Origin of the sequence: Ectothiorhodospira lacustris (genome assembly GCF_022227785.1) — a bacterium.
GTDB classification, from domain to species: Bacteria; Pseudomonadota; Gammaproteobacteria; order Ectothiorhodospirales; family Ectothiorhodospiraceae; genus Ectothiorhodospira; species Ectothiorhodospira lacustris.
In genome coordinates this window covers 1-26,159 of sequence record NZ_JAJNQM010000048.1, presented here as the reverse complement: position 1 = coordinate 26,159, position 26,159 = coordinate 1, and the positions used below count along the sequence as shown (strand labels likewise).

Below are 26,159 nucleotides of genomic sequence, written 5' to 3'. Positions count from 1 at the left end.
CCTTCGTTTCCGCCCTCGGGCGGCGAGTATCAGCGAGAGGGAGGGGAGGATGTCAATGCTCACTTCTTCCGCCAGGCGGGTCTGCAGGCGCAGGGACATCGCTTCCGCGGCCTGATAGGTAAGCCACCACTGGATGGCCAGCAGCAGCAACAGGCCCGAACCCAGCAGCAGGATGATGTAGCGTTTGAGAGTCATGATGCGGTGGGGGCCTGGCTTGGAGTATCCCACTCGCAAGGTTAGCACGTTCGAGACCGATTCCAGTTCATGCTCAAACGATGGATGGGGTCCTGGCGGTCTGCAGCTGGTGCCGTCGGACCCCGGCCCGGGCCAGGCGGGATTGCAGGGCGGGCAGTTGTGCTTCCAGTTCAGGCACCACGGTGGTGCGCACCTCCAGGGCCACGTTGGTGGCCAGCACCCGGTACAGGCTGTCCCAGGCGGCCTCGCCGGAACCCGGCACACCCGTGATCGCCGGATAGTCTTCGGGCAGGGCCTTGATGTCCAGGCCCACCCAATCGGTGAAGGGCAGCACCCGGGTCAGGCGCTCGGGATAGACGCCGGCGGTGTGCAACCCCACCTTGAAGCCCATTTTTCGCACCTGGACCATGGCCCGTGCCAGCCCGCCCTGCAGGGTGGGCTCACCGCCGCTGAACACCACGGCATCCAGCAGCCCGCGGCGCCGGGACAGAAATGCCGTCACCTGGTCCCAGCCCACCGGGGCATCCGTCCGTGTGGGCTGTAGCCGGGCATTGTGGCAATACCCGCAGCGCCAGGGACAGCCCTGGCAGAAGATCACGGCCGCCAGCTCACCGGGATAGTCGATGGTGGTGAGGGGAGTCATTCCCCCCACCCGCAGCGATTCGGCCGCCGTGGCCGTCACGGTACATTCAGCGGTTTGCATGGCTCGTGACGCCGGGTTCCTCGAAGTAGCGGCGCTGCGCGTGTTCCGACTGCTTGCCCTTGTTGAAGGCGGACACCGGGCGGTGATAGCCCATGACCCGGGTCCAGACCTCGCAGGGAGTGCGCTCTTCGTCGCTCAGGGTGGCCTCGGCAGGAGCGTGGTGGTTCGTTTTCATGATTTGGTGTCCTTGGGAAGGGTTGGAGAAGGCGACTGACTCAGGCCACGGCAGCGGGCTGGGCCTGCTTGCGGGCGATGATTTCCTGGTCGCAATGCGGACAGAAAGTGTGCTCACCGGCGATGTAGCCGTGCTTGGGGCAGATGGAAAAGATCGGTGTGATCGTGATGTAGGGCTGGCGGAAGTTTTCCAGGGCCCGGCGCACCAGGCGCTTGCAGGCCTCCGGGGAGGAGATCTGCTCGCCCATGTAAAGATGCAGTACGGTGCCGCCGGTGTAGCGGGTCTGCAGTGCTTCCTGGCGGGACAGGGCCTCGAAGGGATCGGCGGTGAAACCCACCGGCAGCTGGGAGCTGTTGGTGTAGTAGGGGGCATCCGGGGTGCCGGACTGGATGATGCCCGGATAGCGCTTTTGATCCTCGCGGGCAAAGCGGTAGGTGGTGCCCTCGGCCGGGGTCGCCTCCAGGTTGTACATGTTGCCGGTCTCTTCCTGGAATTCCAGCATCCGGGCGCGGACATGATCCAGCAGGCGCAGGGCCATGGCGTGACCGGAACCGGTGGTGATGTCCTCGGCATCATCGGTGAAGTTGCGGATCATCTCGTTGATGCCGTTGACGCCGATGGTGGAGAAATGATTGCGCAGTGTCCCCAAGTAGCGCCGGGTGTAGGGGAACAGCCCGTCCTCCATGTGCCGGGCGATGACCTTGCGCTTGATCTCCAGACTGTTGCGGGCCAGTTCCAGTAGCCGGTCCAGTCGGGCCAGCAGACCGGCTTCGTCGCCCCGATGGGTGAAGCCCAGGCGGGCGCAGTTGATGGTGACCACACCCAGGGAGCCGGTCTGTTCCGCCGAGCCGAACAGGCCGTTGCCCCGCTTGAGCAGTTCCCGCAGGTCCAACTGTAGCCGGCAGCACATGGAGCGCACCATGTTGGGCGACAGTTCCGAGTTGAGGAAATTCTGGAAATAGGGCAGACCGTACTTGGCGGTCATGGCGAACAGCCGTTCCGTGTTGTCGCTTTCCCAGGGGAAATCCGAGGTGATGTTGTAGGTGGGGATGGGGAAGGTGAAGATCCGCCCCCGGGCGTCCCCTTCGGTCATCACCTCGATGTAGGCCCGGTTGATCATGTCCATCTCCGCCTGCAGGTCCCCGTAGCAGAAAGGCTGTTCCCGGCCGCCGATGACGGGCACCTGTTCGCGCAGGTCTTCCGGGCAGACCCAGTCGAAGGTCAGATTGGTGAAGGGCGTCTGGCAGCCCCAGCGGGACGGGACGTTGAGGTTGTAAATCAGTTCCTGCATGTACTGCTTCACCTGGGCGTAGTCGAGCCGGTCCACGCGCACAAACGGGGCCATGTAGGTGTCAAAGCTGGAAAAGGCCTGGGCGCCGGCCCATTCGTTTTGCAGGGTGCCCAGGAAATTGACGATCTGGCCCACGGCGGAGGAGAAGTGGCGGGGCGGCGCGGCCTCCACCTTGCCCGGCACGCCGTTGAAGCCTTCCACCAGCAGGGTGCGCAGGGACCAGCCGGCGCAGTAGCCGGCCAGCATGTCCAGGTCATGGATGTGGTAGTCGCCGTCCCGGTGGGCCTGGCCGATCTCCGGCGGATAGACGTGGTTGAGCCAGTAATTGGCGATCATCTTGCCGGAGGTGTTGAGGATCAGGCCGCCCAGGGAATAGCCCTGGTTGGCGTTGGCGGCCACCCGCCAGTCGGAACGGTCCAGATATTCGCTGATGGAGGCGTCCACGTCCACCAGGGTCCGGCGGTCGGCCCGCAGGGCCTTGTGCTGTTCCCGGTAGACGATGTAGGCCCGGGCGGTAAGCAGGTGGTTGGCGCTGATCAGGGTCTGCTCCACCACATCCTGGATGTTTTCGATGTCCGGGCACTGACCCTGGGCAAAGCGATGGGCCAGCACCTTCACCACCTGGGCGGTGAGCAGGTTGGCCTCATGGTCTCCGAATTCCCCGGTGGCCTGGCCGGCCCGGCGGATGGCGGACTCGATGCGGACGGCATCAAAGGGCAGACGGCGGCCGTCACGCTTGATGACCTGGGTGGGCAGGGCGGGCATTCGGGAAGGCAGGGGTTCCATGAAGACGGGATCCTTTGGGCTACTAGATATGGTGCTGCGGATTATAGCAGGCACAATATTTTGTGAAAGCCCTGGATCCAGTCCCCCGGCAAAGCCGGTCGGCGCCTCGATGGATCAGCAGATATCGTGAGGTCCACGTCGGGCAGGCCCGGTGCTCAAAGTTGTTCCATCACGCAGCTGGCCAGTTCCGCCGCCAGGTTGTTGCCCCAGAAAATACCCTTCGGCGTCAGGGAGTAACGACCGTCCCCGAGGGGGGTGAGGAGCGCTTGATCCACCCGTTGCTCGCAGCGCGCCAGCAGGTCCGCATGTGCCGCTTCCGGCACCGTGTCCGGCGTCACATGGCCGAACTGGATGGCGCCGATGAATCGATACAGGGCATCATAGGGCGGACGGGTGGTCATGCCCTCGCGATCGGTGACCCTCTCCAAACTCTGGGCATAAGCCTCCAGGGACAAGGGGTTCATGAGCATCATGCCGGCCAGTCGCCCGCCGGCACCGGCCCCCAGCGGCAGGGTGTCGCCGCCCTGGTAGCGCAATGCCACATACCGGTAACGATCCCTGCCGGGCCTGACCATCTTGGTCAGTTCCAGACTCTCGAATCCCTGCCGTTGACCGGCTGCCAGAATCCGTGAAAACAGTTGCCATTCCCGGGCCAGGGTCTGCGGAGTCTGGGTGGCATGGGCCATGTGTTCATGGGCCAGGTGGCTCTTTTCCCGGATCATCAGGGAATACAGGGAAAAACCCGCCAGATCCAGCTCGGCGATGGCGGCAAGGTCGTGGGCCAGTTCCCCGTCGCTCTGCATGGGGTAGTGGTAGATCAGGTCCATGCCCAGGTTGTCCAGCCCCAGGGCGCGGAAACGCCGGATGTGCGCCTTGACCCATTCCCCGTCACCCAACCGACCCAGCAGGCGCCGGCCACGGTCATGGAAGGTCTGCACGCCCAGACTGAGACGGTTGATGCCTTCCGCCATGACCGCCCTCAGCTTGTCTTCATCCAGGTCGGAGAGGCTGCTTTCCAGGGTGATTTCCACGTCATCCGTCAGTTGAAAATGTGTCCTGAGTGCCTGCAGGATCCGCTGCAGGTCGGGCGTGGACAGGGTGCTGGGGGTGCCGCCACCGAAATACACGGCGCCATAGATGCCGTCCCGGACATAGGGGATTCTGGTGACGGCTTCCATTTCCCGGATCAGCAGATCGGCATAGCGGGACTCGGGGCTGCCCTTCATCCGGCGCATGTTGCAGAAATGGCAGATCCGGCGACAGAACGGGATGTGCAGGTAAATGGCCCTGGGGCGCGAGTCCGCCGTCCGGTTCAGCAGGTGCTCACCCAGGGTCGCGGTGCCCTCGCACAGGGGCTGCAGCGGCATGATGGCGTCATGATGGCTGCGCTTGCGCCGGGGGTAGGGCAGATCCTCGCTGAAGGCAGGCATGGACAGACCGGGCATGTCGGTGGCGATGGTGGTCATGCGGCATGCTCCCGGTGAGCGGTGGCGCAACCCAGGCCGTAGCGCATGCGGACCCAGGGGCATCCCGTGAGACTGTCCCTTTCCACCAGGCATTCCACGCCCCATGCATGGGTGATGGTTTCGGCGCGCATGACCTGTGCCGGCGTGCCGCTGGCCACCACCTTGCCGTCCTTGAGCACGGTGATATGGTCCGCGTAGGCGGCGGCCAGATTCAGGTCGTGCAGCACCACCAGGATGGTTCGACCCCGGGCGGCGTCCACCCGCAGCAGTTCCATGAGCCGCAGCTGATGCCTGACGTCCAGGGCCGAAGTGGGTTCGTCCAGCAACAGCAGGCCCGGTTGGTCCGGTCCCGTGTCGTGGACCTGGGCCAGTACCCGGGCCATCTGCACCCGTTGGCGTTCCCCGCCGGAAAGACTGCGGTAGTCCCGGCCCGACAGGTGCCATACGCCGGCCCGGTCCAGGGCCTCGCGGACGATTCTGGCGTCCCGTTCCGGGGTGCGATGGGGCAGCCGCCCCATCTCCGCCACTTCCCAGGCGGTGAGCGGGAACGTGACCACGGTGTCCTGGGGCAGTACCGCCCGGCAGCGGGCCAGGGCATGGGGACACCATTGGTCCAGTGTCTGTCCACACCAGGTGACCTCGCCGCTGCTGGGCCGCAGATCACCGGCCATCACCGACAGCAAGGTGCTCTTGCCGGCACCGTTGGGGCCCACCAGCACATGCACGCTGCCTGGGTGGGCCTCCAGGTTGGCCTGATCCAGCAGGTACCGTCCCCCCCGTTCCACCACCAGATTGGACACTTTTGCCAGGGCCTGTGTGTTCATCCGAGCCTCCCTTTTTGCCGCAGCAGCAGCCAGAGGAAAAATGGTCCCCCCAGCAGGGATGTGAGCAGCCCGATGGGCAGCTCCGCGGGGGCGACGATGATGCGGGCGAGGGCATCGGCCAGCAGGAGCAGCAGGGCGCCCCCCAGGGCCGAGGCCGGCAGCAGATAACGGTGGTCCGGGCCGATGGTCAGGCGCAGCAGATGGGGCACCACCAGCCCGACGAAACCGATGATGCCGGCAATGGCCACGGAGGCACCCACCGCCAGGGCGGCCGTGACCACCACCAGGGTCTTGATCCGGTGCACGGGAAAGCCCAGATGGGTGGCCACGGACTCCCCCAGCATGAGGCCGTTGAGGGCGCGGGCCACCAGGGGCATGCAGGCCAGGGCCAGCAGGACCAGTCCCGCGCTGACGGCCCACAGGGTCCAGCCGGCGTGAGCCAGCGAACCCATGTTCCAGAAGGTGAGGGTACGCAGTTGCTGGTCGTCGGCCATGTACACCAGCATGCCGGTGGCGGCGCCGGCAATGGCATTGATGGCGATACCGCCCAGCAGCAGGGTGGCCACCGAGGTATGCCCGCCGTGACTGGCCAGCCGGTAGACCAGCCAGGTGGTCCCCAGACCACCGGCAAACGCCGCCAGCGGCAGGGTGAACACGCCCAGGGCCATGACCAGCGGGGCCAGCACGGTGGTGCCCAGCACGATCACGCTGACCGCCCCCAGGGCCGCGCCGGCGGATACGCCGATCAGGCCCGGGTCGGCCAGCGGGTTCCTGAACAGGCCCTGCAGGGCCACCCCGCTCACGGCCAAGGCGGCACCCACGGTGATGGCCACCAGCACCCGGGGCAGGCGCAGGTTGAGAATGACTTCCCGCAGGAACGGGTCATCCAGGTGTCCGGTCAATACCCACAGGACTTCCGCCGGACTCACCTCCACCGCCCCGGTGGTCAGTCCCAGCAGAGCGGCGGCGAGGACCGCCGGTATCAGGGCGATCACCACCCAGCGGGCACGGGCCGAGCGGGAGCCGGGCGCCGAGAGGGTCCCGGTGGCGGGGATTTGGGAAGCCACCGTGCTCATGCGGATGGGATATCGGTGAAGCGGGCGTCCCGGCGGGTGCGTGAATCACCCGCCAGGAAACGGGTGACCGTGAGCACGGCCTCGCCCAGCCTCGGGCCGAACCCCAGTAGGAACAGGGTGTCGCCCACATATTGCGGTACCCGCCCCAGCATGCCGCCGAAGTCCGCCGCCGCCGCCCCGGTGATCACCAGGGCATCGGGGCGTTTGGCCATGACGCCTTCCCGGGACACGGGCCGATAGCCGGCAAAGTCGGTGAAGACATTGCGTCCGCCGGCCAGGCGGATCAGGGCATCCGCCTTGGTGTCCCGGCCCGCGGCCACCGCATTGCCCTGGCCGTGGGCCATCAGGGCCACCACGGCGGGCGGGCGGGGAAATCCCGCCTGCAGATCCCTGGCCCGGGCCAGGTCCTGGTCCACATCGTCGATGACCCGCCGGGCGGTTTCCGTGGCGTCCAGCCATTGTCCCAGGGTCCGTACCCTGGCCCTGAACCCTTCCAGGCTCGGTTCCCCGGGGACGGTCAGTATCCGTACGCCGGCCTCCCGGGCCCGGGTCAGCGTGCCTTCGGGTCCGGCGCTGCCGTCATGGATCAGGGCGTGGGGCCGCAGGGCCAGCAGGCTCTCGATGGTGAGGGTGTGCTGGTAGCCCACCCTGGGCAGGGCCTCGGCGGCCACCGGGTAGGTGCTGGTGCTGTCGGTACCCACGATCCGGTCGCCGGCCCCCAGGGCGAAGACGGTTTCCGTCAGTCCGCCACCGATGGTGATGAGGCGGTGCCCCTCACTCAGTCCGTCATCGGCACGGTGCTGCATGGCCCACAGGCCGGTAGGCAGACCGGCGAGGGCCATGACGCCCATCAGGCGCAGCAGTTCACGACGGTGCATGTCGACCTCGGTCGCTGCGGGTGTTCAGCGGGTTCATGGCAGGGTCTCCTTGATGTCAGAAGCGATAGCTGGCCTGGATCTTCACGTTGCGCCCCGGGTCGTTCATGGATGACAGGTGAGGGCGGTAGGTCTTGTCGGTGAGGTTGTCGATGCCGAAATCCACCCGCATCCGGTCCCGGTCCGCGCCAGGTCGCAGGGTCAGAAAGATATCGGTGAGGGTGTAGCTGTCGGCGGTGTCCGCGTCGTCCGGTACCCGGTCCTGGGACCAGGCATGGGTCACGCGGCCACCCAGGGTGAGCCGACCCTGCATGACATGCACGCCCCCTTCCAGCGCCAGGTTATCGGCGGGAATGCCGGACAGGGGGCCGCCTTCGGTGCGGTTGTCTCCCCGCTGCCGGGCGGCGCTCACGGTGATGAAGTGATCCGGATGGGTGTAATGAATCTCCAGTTCCTGTCCCCGCAGGCGGGCATCATTCACGTTCTCGAAGTAGGTGCGGCCACCGGGGATGGGAGGACCGAAGGCCGGCATCTCCAGCTCCACGATCTGGTCGATGAAGTCCTCCACGTCGTTCTGGTACACCGACAGTCTTGCCCGCAACCGGTCCTCGGGATGGAACAGGCCCCGTGCATGGTGGGTCAGGCCCAGTTCCTTGTTGCGCGCCTTTTCCGGTCGCAGGTCCGGGTTGGGCTCGAACCGGTTGTTGCCGAAGTGGATGCCGCCCACGTACAGGTTGGTGAGCGAGGGGGCGCGGAAGGCCTCGGAATAGCCGGCGAACAGTTCCCAGCCCGGAGTCAGGGTATAGGTGGCACTGATCTGCCCCGACCATTCGGATTCGGTCAGTCGGTCGTGGTCGTCGGCGTCCTTGCTGAAATGGTCATACCGCAGGCCGGGGGCGATCTCCAACCGGTCCGTGATGAGCAGGCGATCCACCAGGAAGATTCCGGTGACCGCCTGGCGGGCATCGGGATACATGGGACGGCTCTCGCCATCCCGCTCCCCTTTTTGGCGATCCCGGTAATGTTCCAGACCCACGACCACCAGATGATCCACCGGGCCGGTTTCAAACCGCAGGGTGTTGGTCAGGTCCAACCCCAGGGTATTGAGTTGGGTGACATCGTTGCGGCCGGTGTCGGTGCGGGTTTCGTCCAGTTCCACCTGATTACCGTAGAGGGTGGCATCCAGATCCAGCCAGCGGCTGTCATCGGGATGCAGTTGGTAGCGCAGGGTCTGGGTCCGGTTGTCCGTGCGCCGGTCGACGATGATGGCGGTGCTGCCGGCGCCGGTGCCGGTACTGTTGGCATTGGAGGGGATTTCGTGATCGTCCCGGAAGGCCTGCAGACTGAGGGTCAGACGATGCCCCGGTGCCGGGGTCAGGGTGCCCTTGAGCAGGCCGGACACGATCTCGTCGCCGGTGTACAGGATGGTGTCACCGTTCCCGTCTTTCAGGTCGGACTGCTCCCGCTTGAGCACGTTGGCCAGCAGGGACAGGCGTTCTCCCCGTCCCGCGGCGGTGGCCGAGAACAGGGACTGATCCCCTTGGCTCTGGTAGCCGGCGCTCACCCGGCCGCCGGCATCGGCATCCGGCCCCAGGAAGCTGTCGGCATCCTGGGTGCGAAAATTCACCACGCCGCCCAGGGCACCCGAACCATACAGGGTGGAGGCCGGTCCCCTGAGCACTTCCACCTGTTCCAGCAGCAGGGGGTCCAGAAAGATTCTGCCCTTGTGGCCGGCGCCGAAATTCTGGCGCGCATTGTCCACCCGGATCACGACCCGTTCTCCGCTCAGACCCCGGATCACCGGTTCCATGGCGATGGCACGGGTACCGCCGCCGATGCCGACGCCGGGCAGCATGCGCATGATGTCCGCCAGGTTGGCGGCCTGGTCCCGATCCATGGACTCACGGTCACGCACCGCCACCGGGGCGTTGACCTGCTCCACCGGTGCCGGCATGCGGGTGGATTCAATGAGCAGGGTGGGCAGGGTCACCGAGGCATAAAGAGGATCCCCGGCCGGATCGGCCCCGTGGGCCGTGCCGGAAAGGGCGGCGGCGATGGCCGCGGTGAGCATGCACAGGCGCTGACGCGTCATGAAACCTCCAGAACCCGACGAAGTGGGCGCACTCCGTCCCAAGCTTGAAAAGGCGGCCTGGCTGGCTTGCCGACAGGGGTCGGTGGCGGGCTGAGCTGCAAGTGGACTCAGGTGTTTCCGTGATGGGAAACACGAATGGTGAAATGATATTGATTATTATTTGCAAGTCAAGGGCGTCATCCCGTCCCGGTTGCCGGGATCGGATCGATCCGGGCGCGATCCCTGTCCACGGCCGCATAGGCCTTGCCGAGGGCGCCGGGGTCGGACATCACCTGCCGGATCAGCAGCGCCACGTCCGCCCGCTGAATGAAGCCGTGAATGGCGGGGTTTTCCGACAGCATGCCCCGGCCGGTGGCCGGTTCATCGCCCAGACCGCCGGGACGAATGAGGGTAAAGGGCACGCCGGAAGCCTTGAGATGGGCTTCCGCACGGGTCTTGGCATCCACCACATCCCCGAAGGCGGCGATGGCCCGTGCCGAGCGGAACGGCATCATCTCGCCGCAGCCGATGGCGGTCACCAGAATGCAGTGCCGCACCCCTCGGGCAGCGGCGGCATCGACAATGATCCGGTTGCCGTCGTCGTCCACGAAACGGCCGTCTTCGGTCCGGCCCGATACCGTGGAAACCACGATGCCCTGATCATCCAGCGCATCGAAGGCCCGTTTCACATCACCGGGTTCGAGGACGTCACCGGGCATGATGTCGGCACCTATCTCCAGCAGGGGCAGGGCGTCCGTGCGCGGGCGAACCATGGCTAGTACCGGGATGTCATCCCGCCGGAGCAGCCGGGCCAGCGCCAGACCGACCCCGCGGCTGGCACCGAAGATGAGGACGGGGGTCATGCGCAGGCCTCCTGGTCGGCCTGATCCAGATTCAGCAGGGCCTTTTGCAGGCGCTCGAACAGATCCAACTGGTCCCGGCGCAACTGCCGCTGTTCATCACGTCCGAGGAAGACCTTGAACATGCACTCGCCCGTCTCGTTGAAAAACTGGATCGAGGCGGTCTCCATGCCCATGAAGGGACGCCTGACGAAGACGATATGAGCGCAACGCTCCGGGCGCAGATGACCGGACAGGCCGGTGCCGCCGTGCAGGTTGAAGAAACCATGGCCGGTCTTGCCGCGGGGGATCGGACCCTTGAATTCCAGGATGACGTCCTGGTTATGGATCACGGTGACCAGATCGCCCCAGTCGGAGAGGGCATGCATGACGTTGATGAAGTGTCTACCGCGTACCTCGGTCCACAGGGATCGGGGCAGGCAGTGGATGATGTCCCGCATGGAGCAGCGGGCCTGCCGGGCCATGTCTTCAAGAATCCCGTCCGCCGATTGGGCCAGTTGTTGGCGTACCTGCTCCAGGTCGGTGACGGTCTCGTGGATGGCTGATGCCATGGGAGTGGTCCTCCAGTGTCGGGATGAAAGAATGAAAGGCCCCGGGGGGCGGGTGAATCAATGACTGAGTACCCACTTCACCAGCATGCGGATATTGTCCTCGCCCACCCAGGCGTTTGGGGGCATGGGAATCTGGCCCCAGTTGCCCACCCCGCCGTCACGCACCTTGCCGGTGAGCTTGTCGACGGCGCCGGCATCACCCCGGTAGCGGGCGGCCACCTCCTTGTAGCTGGGGCCGATGGCCTGGCCGTCGATCTGATGACAGGCCATGCACCCGCTCTGGTTGGCGATGTCCATGTCCGCCAGTGCGGGGGAGGCGGTGGCCATCAGGAGCAGGCACATGGTTCCCAGGGATGATCCGTGCTTGCGCAGCATGTCTTGACCTCGACTATTGAATAAAAGGGCTAATGATTATCATTTATATCTTCGCGAAATGCACGACCCGCGATGCCACCGATGGCCGAATACTGCATCAGGGGCAGACCCTGGATGATCCAGCTGCCCGGTTCTTCGCCCTTGAGCCAATGTTCGTGCCATTGGGACACCCGGCTGGAGTAATCCAGCTGATTTTCCCGGCGTCGCAGGTTGTGTCCTTCTCCTTCGTAGGCCAGCATGACGATGGGTTTTCCCATCCGGCGCAGGGTGTTGTAGATCTCCACCCCCTGATTGAAGGCCACCGACTCGTCTTCGGTGCCGAACATGACCAGCAAGGGCGTGTCGATGCCTTGGGCATTGAAGACCGGGGAGTTGGCCACGTAGCTGCCGAGATCCTCCCAGAAGGGTCTTGGCAGCCGCGCCTGACCGGTTTCGAAGATGAGATGTTCCGGAATGCCGGTGCGCCAGTAGATGGAATTGTATTTGCTGATCAGGTTGGTGATGGGGGCGCCGGCAACGGCGGCGGCAAACAGATCGGTCTGGGTGATGATGTAGCTGACCTGGTAGCCGCCCCAGGAATGTCCCACCAGTCCGATGCGGGCGGGATCCACCCGGCCACTTTCCAGGACCGCCTTGACCGCGGGCACCACGCTCTCCAGGGCGGACTCTCCGGGCCGGCCCAGCTCGTAGTGAATGTCCGGTTCCAGGACGAAATAACCCTCCGAGGACAAGCGACGGGCATTGAAGGCATGATTGTGGCGGGGCAGGGTGTATTCATGCAGGGTATCCGAGCGTTGCTCATAAATGTGCACGATCATGGGATACTGTCGGCCCGGTTCGTAGTCGGCGGGGTAGAGCAGCCGGGCCTCCAGCGGCTCTCCCTTCTCGGTCCTGAACCGGACCAGTTCATCACCGGCCCAGTGAAACCGTGCCTGCTGAGGATTGGTGCGGGTGAGGCGATGATGCCGGACAAAGTCACTGTCGGTGAGGAAGTAGTCCGGCGAGTCGACCGCGGTCTGTAAGCGATAGACATACTGATCGGTGGCGGCCGCGTACTGAAGCTGATCCACCTGCATGGGGCCATGAATCAGGGTGTCCAGGGTGCCGCGATGCCAGCGCGCATACCCGGTATCCTTGGTGCGCAGGCCGAACATTTCCAGATGGACGGGACCTTCCGGGTCCAGGCTGGGCCGCAGGCGGTCCAGGATGGCCTGACGGTAGCGGATGCCGTGCTCCGCGCCCTGGGTGAGGCGCTGGATGTGTTCGCCGTCCGGCTGGGCCAGATAGACATCATGCTGATCATACAGCAGCACCCAGGCATCTCCGTCGGCCCATTGGCCATGACCGAAGGGGCGGTCGATGGTGCGTCCGTTCACCTGGGTGAAGTCATTGAAACGACTCTCCACCGTCGCCGTCAGATTGGCGTACCGGCCGGTGTGAATGTCGTAGGTCCACCAGTCCTCGCCGGAGAAGTACAGCAGGTAGCGGCCCTGTGGTGAACTGCTCACCGACTCATAGCGCTCAAGCACCAGGGTCCGCTCGCCGCCATGCACATCCACCAGATGGATGTCGTTCCACTGATCCCGCAATTGGGGCTGGTAGGGCCTGGGATCATGGAGTACCGCGTGATGCTGACCCCGGACCAGTTCCAGGCTCAGGCCCGGTTCATCGGCCAGGGCAAAAAAACGCCCATCCCGCAGATGCCAGACTGCCCAGAGATGGGGAATGGCGCGGTCATCTCCCTTCTTCTGCCGGTAGGGCTGGATAGGATCATCGCGCCAGTGCCAGATACGCACGGTGCTGGGGGGGAGGGCGGTTTCAGCCTCCGAATCTGTCCCGTCAGCGGACTGGAGCGGTGTCATGGGAAAGAACAGGCGCAGGCCATCGTCCGACCATCGAGGCCAGCGTCCCTGGGCGAAGGCCAGCGTGGCGGTATCTTTCTCGCCCCGGGGGGGTGTCAGGACGTGACGTACCGGCCGGGAATCCAGCTGTTCGAACACCAGGGCGGCCAGCGGCTCCCGAGGCTTGCCGTCAGCTGCGCGGAACACGGAAAGACGCTGACCATCGGGGCTCCAGCTCAGATGGAAATGGCCTCCGGGATGCTGGTCCAGGGTACGACGGTTGCCCGTGGCCGGATTCAGGATCACCACTTCATGGGAGTCGGGCGTCCTGATCGTCATTGCCAGATGGTCGGACCCGGTGCTGAACCGGTGTTCCTGAACCCCCGGGATATGGATCGACTGTGATCGTGACAGGTCGTGGAGCAGTAATTCCCCGTCGTGGGCCGTTTCATTCTCCGGCATGGTCCGTCGAACCGCCAGGAATCGCCCGTCGGGCGAGATTTCATGGCTGATCACGCCGGAAAAGAAGGTGACGGCCCCCGTATCCAGCCGCAGTGCGCCCAGACGGGTCTCATGGGGCGGCGTGTCCTGGATACTCTTGCCGGCCACCGTCTGGGCACGAAAGAAGAACCACTGTCCATCCGGCGAAAAGCCATGGCCGAAGGCGTGCTCGAACCGGAACTGCCGATCCGGATCGACCGTACTTGAGACCTGGGTCAGGGATTCGCCTCGAACCATGCCAACCTGGTTATGGAAGAACCACAGGCCGTCGGCCGACAGGCCGGCATTGGCGATGGTATGCCAAAGATGGTAGTCATCGGGGGTCAGGGGCTGTTTGGCCTCCGTGCCTGAAAGAAGCGGGAACGGCGTCAGGCAGAGCAGGACGAGCATGATGACTCGGGCAGCGGACACGATCTTTACGGCAGCAGGCGAGGGTGGCTGTCTGTCCATGGTCTGTGAATCCTGTCGGTATTTTGTCGACATGAAAACACAAACGATAATTATTCGCAATAATGGATCGAGTTCGACAAAAAGCCCCGGACGAGGCCGGGGCGTTTTGCATCATCGGGGAGCCGGTCCAGCCGCCGGGAGATCAGGTACTGTCTGCGGGAATCCTGACCCAGCCTTCCATCAGTACCCGGGCGCTACGGCTCATGATGGCCTTGGTCACCGTCCATTCGCCGTTCTCGCAACGGGCTTGTGCACCCACCCGCAGGGTGCCGGAGGGATGGCCGAAACGCACCGCCGTGCGCTCACCGCCGCCGGCCGCCAGATTCACCAGGGTACCGGGGATGGCCGCCGCGGTACCGATGGCCACGGCGGCCGTACCCATCATGGCATGATGCAGCTTGCCCATGGACAGGGCGCGCACCAGCAGGTCCACATCCTCCGCCTGGACGGGCTTGCCGCTGGAAGACACGTAATCCTTCGGCCCGGCGACGAAGGCCACCTTCGGGGTGTGCTGGCGCTGGGCGGCCTCTTTCAGGTCGCTGATCAGGCCCATGCGCAGGGCGCCGTGGGCACGCAGGGTCTCGAATCGCTCCAGCGCCTCGGCGTCCCCGTTGATGGCCTCCTGCAGTTCGGTGCCGGTATAGCCGATGTCCTCGGCGTTGACGAAGATGGTGGGGATGCCGGCATTGATCATGGTGGCCTTCAGGGTGCCCAGGCCGGGGACATCCAGATCGTCCACCAGATTGCCGGTGGGGAACATGGAGCCGCCGGTGTCATCCGCCGGTTCCATGAACTCGATCTGCACCTCGGCGGCGGGGAAGGTGACCCCGTCCAGTTCGAAGTCGCCGGTTTCCTGTACCGCGCCGTCGGTGATGGGTATGTGGGCGATGATGGTCTTGCCGATGTTGGCCTGCCAGATGCGCACCGTGGCGATGCCGTTGTCGGGGATGCGGCCGGGGTCCACCAGACCGGCGCTGATGCCGAAGGCCCCCACGGCGGCGGTGAGGTTGCCGCAGTTGCCGCTCCAGTCCACGAAGGCCTTGTCGATGGAGACCTGGCCGAACAGGTAGTCCACGTCGTGATCCGGGCGGGTGCTTTTAGACAGGATCACGGTCTTGCTGGTGCTGGAGGTGGCGCCGCCCATGCCGTCGATCTGTTTGCCGTAGGGGTCGGGGCTGCCGATCACCCGCAGCAGCAGGGCGTCCCGGGCTGGTCCCGGGACCTGAGCGGCCTCGGGCAGGTCGGTCAGGTTGAAGAACACGCCCTTGCTGGTGCCGCCTCGCATGTAGGTGGCGTGGATCCTGATCTGGGGTTTGTGGCGCACGAAGATGTCTCCTGGAAATCCTGGCAACAACATCAGGGCTTTGGATGGGTGAGCACCCTTCTCCCCTTGGGGGAGAAGGGCTTATTATGGTCCTACAACCGCCGGAAAGCGGGGCCTGCAGCGGCTCAGGCGGCGTTTTCCGCTTCCAGGAAGTCCTGGGCAAAGCGCTGCAGGACACCGCCGGCCTCGTAGATGGAGACCTCTTCCGCCGTATCCAGCCGACAGGTCACCGGCACTTCCACCCGCTCGCCGTTGCGGCGATGGATCACCAGGGTGAGGGTGTTGCGTGGCTTGCGCTCACCGATCACGTCATAGGTCTCGGTGCCGTCGATCCCCAGGCTCTTGCGGTGGGTGCCCGACTGGAACTCCAGGGGCAGCACCCCCATGCCGATCAGGTTGGTGCGATGGATGCGCTCAAAGCCCTCGGCGACGATGGCCTCGACCCCCGCCAGTCGCACGCCCTTGGCCGCCCAGTCACGGGAAGACCCCTGACCGTAGTCGGCACCGGCAATGATGATCAGGGGCTGCTTGCGGGCCATGTAGGTCTCAATGGCCTCCCACATGCGGGCGACCTGGCCTTCCGGCTCGATGCGGGCCAGGGAGCCCTGCTTCACCTTGCCGTCCTCATCCCGCACCATTTCATTGAGCAGCTTGGGATTGGCAAAGGTGGCCCGCTGGGCGGTCAGGTGATCCCCGCGATGGGTGGCGTAGGAATTGAAATCTTCCTCCGGTAGGCCCATCTTGGCCAGGTATTCGCCGGCGGCACTGCGGGCCATGATGGCGTTGGACGGCGACAGGTGGTCGGTGGTGATGTTGTCACCCAGCACCGCCAGCGGGCGCATGCCCTTGAGGGCACGTTCACCGGCCAGGGCACCTTCCCAGTACGGGGGGCGGCGGATGTAGGTGCTCATGGGGCGCCAGTCGTAGAGGGGACTGACGCGCTCGGTGCCCTGGTCCCGGGCCTCGAACATGGGGATGTAGACTTCCCGGAACTGCTCGGGCTTGACGCTGGCACGCACGATGGCATCGATCTCCTCGTCGCTGGGCCAGATGTCCTTGAGGGTGACGGGGTTGCCGTCGGCATCGTGACCCAGCACATCCTTCTCGATGTCGAAGCGGATGGTGCCGGCGATGGCATAGGCCACCACCAGGGGCGGCGAGGCCAGGAAGGCCTGTTTGGCATAAGGATGGATGCGGCCGTCGAAGTTGCGGTTGCCGGAGAGTACGGCGGTGGCGTAGAGGTCGCGGTCGATGATCTCCTGCTGGATCTTCGGGTCCAGTGCGCCGGACATGCCGTTGCAGGTGGTGCAGGCGAACGCCACCACGCCAAAGCCCAACTGCTCCAGTTCCGGCAGCAGGCCGGCTTCACTCAGATACATCTTCACCGTCTTGGAGCCGGGGGCCAGGGAAGACTTGACCCAGGGCTTGCGGGTCAGGCCCAGGCGATTGGCATTACGGGCGATCAGGCCCGCCGCCACCATGTTGCGGGGGTTGGAGGTGTTGGTGCAGCTGGTGATGGCGGCGATGATCACCGCCCCGTCAGGCATCTTGCCCGGCTCCTCTGTCCAGGCCCCGGCAATGCCTCGCTCGGCCAGCTCCCGAGTGGGTAGCTGGGCATGGGGGTTGGAGGGACCGGCCAAGGTCCGTTCCACGGCGGACAGGTCGAAACGCAGCACCCGCTCATACTCGGCGCCCTTGAGACTGTCGCCCCACAGGCCAGCCGCCTTAGCGTAGGTCTCCACCAGGGCCACCTGGGCATCGTCACGGCCGGTGAGCTTGAGGTAATCAATGGTCTGGCCATCGATATAGAACATGGCCGCGGTGGCGCCGTATTCCGGTGTCATGTTGGCGATGGTGGCCCGGTCACCCACGGTGAGGGCATCGGCGCCCTCGCCGAAGAATTCCAGATAGGCACCCACCACCCGCTCCCGCCGCAGGAAGGCGGTCAGGGCCAGCACCATGTCGGTGCCGGTGATGCCCGGCTTCAGTCTGCCGGTGAGCTCGACGCCGATGATGTCGGGTAGGCGCATCATGGAGGCCCGACCCAGCATCACGCTTTCAGCCTCCAGGCCGCCCACGCCCACGGAGATCACGCCCAGGGCGTCCACCATGGGGGTGTGGCTGTCGGTGCCCACGCAGGTATCCGGGAAGGCCACGCCGTCGCGAACCTGAATCACCGGTGACATCTTCTCCAGGTTGATCTGGTGCATGATGCCGTTCCCGGGCGGGATCACGTCCACATTGCGAAAGGCTTGTCTGGTCCAGTCGATGAAGTGGAAGCGGTCTTCGTTGCGGCGGTCTTCGATGGCGCGGTTCTTCTCGAAGGCATCGGCCTCGAAGCCGCCGTGTTCCACCGCCAGGGAGTGGTCCACGATCAGCTGGGTGGGCACCACCGGGTTAACCTTGGCCGGATCGCCGCCCTTGTCTGCGATGGCGTCCCGCAGGCCGGCCAGATCCACCAGGGCGGTCTGGCCCAGGATGTCGTGGCAGACCACGCGGGCGGGGAACCAGGGGAAGTCCAGTTCGCGCTTGCCCTCAATGATCTGCTTGAGGGCGTCGGTCAGCCGTTCGGGCTCGCAGCGGCGCACCAGGTTCTCCGCCAGGATGCGGGCGGTGTAGGAGAGCTTGTCGTAGGCGCCGGGCTGGATGGCCTCGACGGCGGCGCGGGTGTCGAAATAATCCAGCGCTGTTCCCGGCAGGTTTTTGCGGTATTCAGTGTTCATCATTGGCAACTCGCTTGAAATCCTTGAGGCTGAATCGGAGAAGACAAGGCCCTCAACCGTGAGAAGGGTGATTATACAGCGATCGCGCAAGGCCTGACGGTAGCGTTTGGCTGATGCTGGTTGACGGTTGGCCGGCCGTGGTGGGGTATGATAACCGGATGGAAATCCACGCATGGAAGTCCGCGTGCAGTTCGATCCGGAGTGCCGAATGGCCCTGACCCTGTCCGACCAGATACTCAAGACCGCTGTCGAGCAGTCATTCAACGCCGTGGTCATCACCACCGCCCAGATGGAAATGCCTGGACCGCAGATCCTCTACGTAAACCGGGCCTTTTGTGACATGACGGGTTACACGGCGCAGGAACTTATCGGCAAGACACCGCGCATCCTGCAGGGGCCGCGCACCGATGCCGACACCATCGAACGGTTGCGCCGGTGCGTGAAGGCCGGGGAGTTCTTCATCGGCAACACGGTCAATTACCGCAAGGACGGCAGCTGCTATTACGTGGAGTGGAATATCTCGCCCATCCGGGACGGCAAGGGGCTGATCACCCATTTCGTTTCCGTGCAGCGAGACCTGTCGGAAAAGGTTCGCGCCGAATACGAGCGCAACCTGATGGCTAACGCCCTGGAAGCCAATTCGGACCAGGTGGTGATGACGGACCGGGCAGGTCATATCGTGTACGTGAATCGCGCCTTCGAGAAGCAGACCGGCTATCGCCGCCAGGACGTGCTTGGCAAGAACCCCAGAATCCTGAAATCCGGTCACCACGACGGTACGTTCTACAAGGAACTCTGGGACACCCTCCAATCCGGTCAGCCCTTTCGCGCCACCTTCGTCAACAAGGCCAGGGACGGTAGCCTGTTCCATCTGGAGCAGACGATCACCCCGGTACGGGACGAGCTTGGTGAAATCACCCACTACATGAGCACGGGTAAGGACATCAGCGAACGGGTGCGCATGGAGCAGGTCCTGCGCCGGATGGCCACCATCGATCTGCTCACCGGCCTGCCCAACCGCAGTTTCGGCGAGCAGCTGCTGGAGCGGGAGTGGCACCGGGCCGGGCGTTACGCCGAGGGATTCAGTCTCATCATGGCCGATATCGACCACTTCAAGGCCATCAACGACCAGCATGGGCATGAGGTAGGGGATCAGGTGCTGTCGTGGATGGGGCAGTTGCTGCAAGATCTGGTCAGACGCTCGGATACGGCCATTCGCTGGGGCGGCGAGGAATTCCTGATCCTGATACCCAAGACAGATCTGCGGGATGCGGTGGAGCTGGCTGAGCGGGTCAGGGCAGGCATTGGCCGCCATGCTCACCCGGTTGTGGGGCATGTCACCCTGAGTCTCGGTGTGTCCTCTCGCAGAGAGGACGATACCCGCAAGACCCTGCTCAGAAGGGCGGATGATGCCCTGTATGGCGCCAAGGAGGCGGGGCGTGACTGCGTCGGGGCTGCCCCCGACGATTGAGGTCGTGTCACTTCGCCAACGGAGAGGCCCACCCGGAAACGGGTGGGCTGTCAGGGACTGCCCGAAGGCGGGATCAGAAGTTCAGGAACCGGGTGCCCTTGATCATGAACTCACCCATCTGCGGGGGGGTGGCCACTTCGACGTCGTCAATGAGATCATCCCGAGTGAAGTCGCTGTTGGGCAGGAACAGGGCGCAGACGCTGACCTTGGCGCCGGCCTGCATCACGCCGCGCATGATCTGCTGCGCGGTGGCATCGGGGCCTTTCATCACCGGGCCGTCATAGGCCTTGGTCCCCATCACGCCGCCCTGGTCGCACAGCAGAACCTGTACCGTGGCGCCCCGTTCCACCAGCTGGCGGGTCAGGATCATGGCCATGGCCTGGGTCTGGGGTTCACCACTGTTGACGGTCACCAGGACGCGGTTGTCTTCGGTGGCAGCCACCTGGGCCAGGGGCGCCAGGGCCAGCAGCATCACCAGGGCGATCAATCCAGTCTTCAGGTGCTTCATGGTAAGCGGTACTCCTTGTTGGAAATGGCTCCTAAAGTATATCACTCATTGCTAATATTGCGAGGGCCAAAAGAGGCATGCTCAAATTTCTGACCCTGCTGATCCTGATCCTGTTTGCCTGGTGGCGCCTGAAACGCTGGATGCAGCATCGACGGCTACAGGCCCGGGGGCTGCCGGTGCCGGAGCAGAAGGGGGTGCGTCCCATCACCATCCTGAGTCTGGTGTTGCTGGGGGTGTATGGGGGATTCCTGTTATGGCATCTCTTTGGACAGGTTTGAAAAAACCCGAATTTCCGGGGTGGTGTCGTGCGTCCCGATTGGGTAAAGTTACCGCCCGGGCCGGGGCGGTTGTCCCTTCCAACCTAATACATTCTCAGGCAATCCAGCGCCGGAACACTGTGGTGTTCGTGGCTGTGGCTTGCCGTGCACGTCCCTCGATCGGGTGACCCAATGAACCTTGCGTTGATCGTCATATTGCCTTTCCTCGGCGCGCTGCTGCCTGCGCTGATGATCCGCGCCGGACGCAATGCCTGCGCCATTGCCACCGGCTCGGTCACCCTGCTGGCCTTCGGCCTGCTCATGTCCCATGCCCCGGCGGTGTTTCGCGGCGAGATCGTGCAGGTGGGCTGGCAGTGGCTCCCTCAACTGGGACTGAACGTCAATTTCTTCCTCGATGGCCTGGGCTTCCTGTTTGCGAGCCTGATCCTGGGCATCGGTCTGTTGATCATCATCTATGCTCGGTTCTACCTGTCCGAAAAGGACCCCATGGGCAACTTCTATACCTACCTGCTGCTGTTCCAGGGCGCCATGGTGGGTATCGTGCTGTCGGACAACATCCTGCTGCTGCTGATCTTCTGGGAGCTGACCAGCCTGTCGTCCTTCCTGCTCATCGGCTACTGGAAGCATTTGCCGGAAGGGCGCCAGGGCGCCCGCATGGCCCTGGCGGTGACCGGGGGCGGTGGCCTGGCCATGATCGCCGGCATGCTGATCCTGGGCAACATCGTCGGTTCCTATGACCTGACGGTGATTCTGCAGCATGCTGAACTGATCCAGGCATCGCCCCTGTATCTGCCGGCCCTGATCCTGATCCTGATCGGCTGCTTCACCAAGAGCGCCCAGTTTCCGTTCCATTTCTGGCTGCCCCATGCCATGGCCGCGCCCACGCCGGTGTCCGCTTACCTGCACTCGGCCACCATGGTCAAGGCGGGGATCTTCCTGCTGGCCCGCCTGTGGCCGGTGCTGGCGGGCACCGATGCCTGGTTCTATCTGGTGACCACCACCGGACTCTTCACCATGGTGCTGGCCGCGGGCATCGCCCTGTTCAAGGATGACCTCAAGGGCCTGCTGGCCTATTCCACCGTGAGCCACCTGGGTCTGGTGACGATGCTCTTCGGCCTGGCCACGCCCATGGCGGCTGTGGCCGGAGTGTTCCATATCCTCAATCACGCCACTTTCAAGGCAGCCCTGTTCATGAACGCCGGCATCGTCGATCACGAGACCGGTACCCGTGACATCAAACGCCTGGGCGGGTTGATGACCCTGATGCCCATCACCGCCACCCTGGCCATGGTGGCCGCCGCCTCCATGGCCGGGGTGCCGCTGCTCAACGGCTTCCTGTCCAAGGAAATGATGCTGGAAGAGGCGGTGCATGCCACCTGGGCCGGGCAGGGCTGGGTCATCCCCCTGGCCGCCACCCTGGGCGCCCTGTTCTCAGTGGCCTATTCCTTCCGCTATATCGCCCATGTCTTCCTGGGGCCGAAGCGGGACGACTATCCTCATACCCCTCACGATCCGCCGGCAGGGTTCTGGCTGCCGCCGGCCTTCCTGGTGACCCTGGTGATCCTCATCGGTTTGTTTCCCGAGACCCTGGTCGGTCCCTTGGTGCGCGTCACGGCGACAGCGGTCACCGGTGCGCCCCTGCCGGACTTTTACCTGTCCATCTGGCATGGCCTGACCCCGGCTTTGTTCATGTCCATGGCGGCGCTGGCGGGCGGCCTGTTCCTGATCTGGCGCTATACCCTGGTGCGTGCCCGCTGGCAGGCCGGACCTCACCCCGATGCCAAAGGTATGTTCGATGCCGGTATTGCCGTCCTCGTGCGCGCCGCCCAGTGGTGCACCCTGACCCTCCATAACGGCTCCCTGCAGCGCTATCTGGCCTTCATGGTCGGCGGCTTCGTGGTGCTGGGCTTTGCCGCCTTCATGAACGCCTCCCACGGCGCCGGCAGCCGCGAACTGCTGCCGGCCACGCCGGTGGCGGTGGTCGCTTGGTTGCTGTTGCTGGGGGTCTGCGCCGTGGCCCTGCTGCTGCACCGCCAGCGTCTGCTGGCCCTGGTGGCGGTGAGCGTGGCGGGACTGATCGTCTCGGTGGGTTTTTTGTACTTCTCCGCGCCGGACCTGGCCCTGACCCAGATCTCGGTGGAAGTGGTGACCACCATCCTGATCCTGCTGGCCCTGTACTTCCTGCCCAAAGAGACGCCCGCCGAGAGCGATGGTGCCCGCAAGGTGCGCGACGGTGTGATCGCCACCCTGGCCGGTCTGGGGGTGGGTGCCCTGTGCTGGGCGGTGATCACCCGCGATTTCTCCAGCATTTCCACCTTCTTCCTGGATGAGTCCGTGCCCGGTGGCGGCGGTACCAACGTGGTGAACGTGATCCTGGTGGACTTCCGCGGTTTTGACACCTTCGGCGAGATCATCGTGCTGGGCATCGCGGCCCTGGCCATCTACGCCCTGCTGGAAGGGGCGCTCCATGGCCGCGCCGGTGCCAGGTTGGCGGCCTGGGTGCCGGATCAACCCCAGTCGGCCGATCGCCATCCCATGATGATGGTGGTGGCCACCCGGGTCATGCTGCCGCTGGCCCTGATGGTGGGCCTGTACATCATGCTGCGGGGTCACAATATGCCGGGCGGCGGCTTCATCGGCGGCTTGGTGGTCTCCATCGCCCTGATCATGCAGTACATGGCCAGTGGCTTTCAGTGGACCGCCCGACAGGTGCGGGTGGACTACGACGCCATGATCGGCGCCGGGGTGCTCCTGGCCGGGGCCACCGGCATCGTCGCCATGCTGTGGGATTACCCCTTCCTCACCTCGGCCCATACCTATGTCCACCTGCCCCTGATCGGGGAAGTGGAAGTGGCCAGTGCGCTGCCCTTTGATATCGGTGTCTTCCTCACCGTGGTCGGGGGTGTGATGCTGGCGTTGGCGAACCTGTCCCGCCTGGGCAGTCTGTCCAGCCACCGGCCCGATAATGAAGGCCCCATGGACGTCGACCCCTCCGCCCAGGTGTCCTCGGTGCGGTCCCGCTGATCAAGAGAGAACGAGCGTATGGAATTTATCGTTGCCAGTTCGGTGGGCGTGCTGACCGCCGCCGGGGTCTACCTGCTACTGCGGGCCCGGACTTACCCGGTGATTCTGGGCCTGACCCTGCTCACCTATGCCGTGAACTTCTTCCTCTTTGCCATGGGTCGGTTGTCCGTCAACCTGCCCCCGGTGATCAGTGACGAGGCCCTGGGCTATGCGGACCCCTTGCCCCAGGCCTTGGTGCTGACCGCCATCGTCATCTCCTTCGGCATGACGGCGGTGGTGGTGGCCATGGCCTTGCGGGCCTATCTGGAGAGCGACAGCGATCACGTGGACCTGAGCCGGTCCGAGGGTAGCGAGAAGGCGGATCATTCATGAATCACTGGATCATTCTTCCCATCCTGGTGCCGGCGGTGGTGGCACCCATGATCGTGCTGGCGGTGCGTCACGACATCGTCCTCGCCCGTATCTTCTCGGTGGCCTCGGCGGTGATCATGCTGCTGCTGGGCGGCATCCTCATGGGCATGGCCGCCGACGGACAGACCCAGATGTACGCCCTGGGCAACTGGCCCATGCCCTTCGGCATCGTCCTGGTGTTGGACCAGTTGTCGGCGCTGATGCTGGTACTCACGGCGGTACTGGGACTGGTGGTGTTGCTCTATGCCATCGACGGCTGGGATCGGCACGGGCGGCATTTTCATGCCTTGTTCCAGCTTCAGCTCATGGGCATCAACGGCGCCTTCCTCACCGGCGACCTGTTCAACCTGTTCGTGTTTTTCGAGATCCTGCTGATTGCCTCCTACGGCCTGATGGTCCATGGCGGCGGTCCGGCCCGGATGCGGGCCGGGGTGCAGTACGTGATCGTCAACCTGGTGGGCTCGTCGGTCTTCCTGGTGGCCATTGGTCTGATCTACGGCGTCACCGGCACCTTGAACATGGCGGATCTGGCGGTACGGGTGCCGGAAGTAGGGGCCTCCGAGCAGGCCCTGCTGCAGACCGGCGCACTGCTGCTGCTGCTGGTGTTCGGCGTCAAGGCCGCCCTGGTGCCGGTCCACTTCTGGTTGCCGGGCACCTACGCCCTGGCGCCGGCACCGGTGGCGGCCCTGTTCGCCATCATGACCAAGGTGGGGGCTTATTCCATCATCCGCATGTACACCCTGGTCTTTGGTGACGGGGCAGGGGAGATGGCGGGTATTGCCGCCGACTGGCTGCTGCCGGCGGCCCTGGTCACCCTGGTGGTGGGCATGGTGGGCGTACTGGCCTCCCGCAGCCTGGGGCAGATGGTGAGCTTCGGTGTGATCGGTTCCATGGGTACCCTGCTCGCGGCGGTGGCCCTGTTCACCCCCGCGGCCCTGTCGGCGGGTCTTTACTACCTGCTGCATTCCACCCTGGCGGCGGCGGCCCTATTCCTCATCGTGGGGTTGGTGGTGGACCGGCGCCCCGGTCTGGGGGACGATCTGGTGGTGGCGCCCACCTTCGCCCAGGCGGGATTGATCGCGGGCGGGTTCTTCCTCGCGGCCATCGCCATGGTGGGCATGCCGCCCCTGGCAGGCTTTCTGGGCAAGCTGCTGATCCTGGACGCGGCCCGTGATACCGATGCCGTGGTATGGATCTGGTCCCTGATCCTGGCGACCTCCCTGCTGGCCATCATCGGTTTCGGCCGAGGCGGGAGCACCCTGTTCTGGAAGAGTTCCGCAGTGGCAGGACGCCTGGAGACCGACGGGGTCCCGGAATCGGGCGCGCTATCCTTCGTGGCCGTGGGTCTGCTGCTGGCGGCGCTGGTGTTCCTGACGGTCTTTGCCGGACCGGTGACGGGCTATCTGGACGCGACGGCGGCGCAGTTGTTCGAGACGCGGTCCTATATCGGCGCCGTACTGGACTAGTGCCGCCGGCCCCATCACATCCTTACCGTATCCTCTAGACAGGTATCCGTCCCATGGCAGACAAACGGCACAAACGGACATTCTGGGAGCGGTGGTTGCCCCACCCCCTGATGACCCTGACCCTGGTGCTCCTGTGGATGTTGCTGCTCAACAGCTTCACCCTGGGTGGTCTGGTCATGGGTCTCATCCTGGGCGTGGTCATCCCCATCATCACCAGCAGCTTCTGGCCGGAACGCCCCCCCATCCGGGCCTACGGCAAGGCCCTGTCCTTCATGCTCCTGGTGGCCTGGGATGTGGTCGTGGCCAACGCCATCGTGGCCCGCCTGATCCTGTTCCGCCCCCCGGAAAGCCTCAAGACCCGCTGGGTGACCGTGCCCCTGGACCTGAAGTCCCCGGAGGCCATCACGGTCCTGGCCGGCACCATCTCCATGACCCCGGGCACCGTCAGCAGCGACCTGTCGGCCGACGGCCGCAGCCTGCTGGTGCATTGCCTGGATGCTCCGGATGCAGAAGAGGCCGTGATGCAGATGAAGACCCGCTACGAAGCCCGGCTCAAGGAGATCTTCCCATGATCGGTTATGCACTGACCTTCGGCTTCTTTGCCGTCTGCCTGGCCCTGATGCTCAATCTCTGGCGCCTGGTAAAGGGACCGAGCCTGATGGACCGGGTGCTGGCGGTGGACACCATGATGATCAACGCCATCGCCCTGATCATCCTCCACGGCATCCAGCAGCAGACCACCCTCTATTTCGAGGCCGCCCTGCTGCTGGCCATGTTCGGTTTCATTTCCACCGTCGCCTACTGCCGCTTCATCCTGCGCGGCGACGTGATCGAGTGATCGGGAGGACATGACGATGGAATTCCTGCTTGAACTGGTGATCTCCCTGCTGATCGTGATCGGGGGATGTTTCGTG

23 protein-coding genes are annotated in these 26,159 nt (G+C 64.6%); 7 read left to right on the top strand and 16 right to left on the bottom strand.

Annotation, left to right across the window (positions count from 1 at the left end; all coding sequences use genetic code 11):
• The 15 genes from LQ952_RS10355 to acnD all read right to left on the bottom strand — a co-directional run.
• A partial coding sequence (locus LQ952_RS10355; RefSeq protein WP_238622576.1) for a hypothetical protein occupies positions 1-195 on the bottom strand: 195 nt, incomplete at its 3' end.
• A 73-nt stretch (positions 196-268) separates the two neighbouring features.
• On the bottom strand, positions 269-898 hold the full coding sequence (locus LQ952_RS10350; protein WP_238622575.1) for an anaerobic ribonucleoside-triphosphate reductase activating protein: 630 nt from the start codon (positions 896-898) through the stop codon (positions 269-271).
• Complete coding sequence (gene nrdD / locus LQ952_RS15895; RefSeq protein WP_255722547.1) at positions 885-1,073, bottom strand: anaerobic ribonucleoside-triphosphate reductase; 189 nt, start codon at positions 1,071-1,073, stop codon at positions 885-887. The genes LQ952_RS10350 and nrdD overlap by 14 nt, the downstream gene beginning before the upstream one ends.
• Positions 1,074-1,113: 40 nt before the next feature.
• Positions 1,114-3,150, bottom strand: coding sequence for a ribonucleoside triphosphate reductase (locus tag LQ952_RS10345; protein ID WP_255722548.1), 2,037 nt, complete (start codon positions 3,148-3,150; stop codon positions 1,114-1,116).
• Positions 3,151-3,305: 155 nt separating this feature from the next.
• The gene (locus LQ952_RS10340) at positions 3,306-4,616 is read right to left on the bottom strand and encodes a radical SAM protein (protein WP_238622574.1); all 1,311 of its coding nucleotides are present in this window, start codon (positions 4,614-4,616) and stop codon (positions 3,306-3,308) included.
• Positions 4,613-5,440 (bottom strand): heme ABC transporter ATP-binding protein, encoded by an 828-nt coding sequence (locus LQ952_RS10335; protein ID WP_238622573.1) that lies wholly within the window; start codon positions 5,438-5,440, stop codon positions 4,613-4,615. Before LQ952_RS10335 ends, LQ952_RS10340 begins: the two co-directional genes overlap by 4 nt.
• Complete coding sequence (locus LQ952_RS10330; RefSeq protein ID WP_238617981.1) at positions 5,437-6,516, bottom strand: FecCD family ABC transporter permease; 1,080 nt, start codon at positions 6,514-6,516, stop codon at positions 5,437-5,439. Before LQ952_RS10330 ends, LQ952_RS10335 begins: the two co-directional genes overlap by 4 nt.
• Complete coding sequence (locus tag LQ952_RS10325) at positions 6,513-7,394, bottom strand: heme/hemin ABC transporter substrate-binding protein (RefSeq protein WP_238622572.1); 882 nt, start codon at positions 7,392-7,394, stop codon at positions 6,513-6,515. Before LQ952_RS10325 ends, LQ952_RS10330 begins: the two co-directional genes overlap by 4 nt.
• 55 nt (positions 7,395-7,449) lie before the next feature.
• Positions 7,450-9,483, bottom strand: coding sequence for a TonB-dependent hemoglobin/transferrin/lactoferrin family receptor (locus tag LQ952_RS10320; protein WP_238622571.1), 2,034 nt, complete (start codon positions 9,481-9,483; stop codon positions 7,450-7,452).
• 176 nt (positions 9,484-9,659) lie between these two features.
• Complete coding sequence (locus tag LQ952_RS10315) at positions 9,660-10,325, bottom strand: SDR family oxidoreductase (protein WP_238617978.1); 666 nt, start codon at positions 10,323-10,325, stop codon at positions 9,660-9,662.
• Complete coding sequence (gene hutX / locus LQ952_RS10310) at positions 10,322-10,873, bottom strand: heme utilization cystosolic carrier protein HutX (protein WP_238622570.1); 552 nt, start codon at positions 10,871-10,873, stop codon at positions 10,322-10,324. Before hutX ends, LQ952_RS10315 begins: the two co-directional genes overlap by 4 nt.
• 57 nt (positions 10,874-10,930) lie before the next feature.
• Complete coding sequence (locus LQ952_RS10305; protein WP_008932151.1) at positions 10,931-11,248, bottom strand: c-type cytochrome; 318 nt, start codon at positions 11,246-11,248, stop codon at positions 10,931-10,933.
• A 29-nt stretch (positions 11,249-11,277) separates the two neighbouring features.
• Positions 11,278-14,040 carry a prolyl oligopeptidase family serine peptidase gene (locus tag LQ952_RS10300; RefSeq protein ID WP_238622569.1) on the bottom strand — a complete coding sequence of 921 codons (2,763 nt, stop codon included), beginning with the start codon at positions 14,038-14,040 and terminating at the stop codon, positions 11,278-11,280.
• Positions 14,041-14,182: 142 nt separating this feature from the next.
• A complete protein-coding gene (gene prpF / locus LQ952_RS10295) occupies positions 14,183-15,364 on the bottom strand; it encodes a 2-methylaconitate cis-trans isomerase PrpF (RefSeq protein WP_238622568.1) in 1,182 nt (393 codons plus the stop codon).
• A gap of 125 nt (positions 15,365-15,489) precedes the next feature.
• On the bottom strand, positions 15,490-18,087 hold the full coding sequence (gene acnD / locus LQ952_RS10290; RefSeq protein WP_238622577.1) for a Fe/S-dependent 2-methylisocitrate dehydratase AcnD: 2,598 nt from the start codon (positions 18,085-18,087) through the stop codon (positions 15,490-15,492).
• 172 nt (positions 18,088-18,259) lie between these two features.
• Here acnD and LQ952_RS10285 point away from each other — a divergent pair, with 172 nt between their 5' ends.
• The gene (locus LQ952_RS10285) at positions 18,260-19,558 is read left to right on the top strand and encodes a sensor domain-containing diguanylate cyclase (RefSeq protein WP_238622567.1); all 1,299 of its coding nucleotides are present in this window, start codon (positions 18,260-18,262) and stop codon (positions 19,556-19,558) included.
• Between the two features lie 73 nt (positions 19,559-19,631).
• On the opposite strand, the gene LQ952_RS10280 is transcribed toward LQ952_RS10285, so the two are convergent.
• Positions 19,632-20,066: a DsrE family protein gene (locus LQ952_RS10280; protein ID WP_238622566.1), complete on the bottom strand. Its 435-nt coding sequence runs from the start codon at positions 20,064-20,066 to the stop codon at positions 19,632-19,634.
• A gap of 77 nt (positions 20,067-20,143) precedes the next feature.
• Here LQ952_RS10280 and LQ952_RS10275 point away from each other — a divergent pair, with 77 nt between their 5' ends.
• The 6 genes from LQ952_RS10275 (at position 20,144) to LQ952_RS10250 (ending at position 26,083) form a co-directional block, all read left to right on the top strand.
• On the top strand, positions 20,144-20,344 hold the full coding sequence (locus LQ952_RS10275) for a hypothetical protein (RefSeq protein WP_238622565.1): 201 nt from the start codon (positions 20,144-20,146) through the stop codon (positions 20,342-20,344).
• A gap of 171 nt (positions 20,345-20,515) precedes the next feature.
• Entirely contained in the window at positions 20,516-23,368 is a 2,853-nt protein-coding gene (locus tag LQ952_RS10270) for a monovalent cation/H+ antiporter subunit A (RefSeq protein WP_238622564.1), read from the top strand.
• Positions 23,369-23,386: 18 nt separating this feature from the next.
• Positions 23,387-23,740: a Na+/H+ antiporter subunit C gene (locus LQ952_RS10265; protein WP_008932159.1), complete on the top strand. Its 354-nt coding sequence runs from the start codon at positions 23,387-23,389 to the stop codon at positions 23,738-23,740.
• A complete protein-coding gene (locus LQ952_RS10260) occupies positions 23,737-25,245 on the top strand; it encodes a monovalent cation/H+ antiporter subunit D (protein WP_238622563.1) in 1,509 nt (502 codons plus the stop codon). Before LQ952_RS10265 ends, LQ952_RS10260 begins: the two co-directional genes overlap by 4 nt.
• A 53-nt stretch (positions 25,246-25,298) precedes the next feature.
• Positions 25,299-25,817, top strand: a complete 519-nt coding sequence (locus LQ952_RS10255; RefSeq protein WP_238622562.1) for a Na+/H+ antiporter subunit E — start codon at positions 25,299-25,301, stop codon at positions 25,815-25,817.
• A complete protein-coding gene (locus tag LQ952_RS10250; protein ID WP_238622561.1) occupies positions 25,814-26,083 on the top strand; it encodes a K+/H+ antiporter subunit F in 270 nt (89 codons plus the stop codon). The genes LQ952_RS10255 and LQ952_RS10250 overlap by 4 nt, the downstream gene beginning before the upstream one ends.
• Positions 26,084-26,159 lie beyond the last annotated feature (76 nt).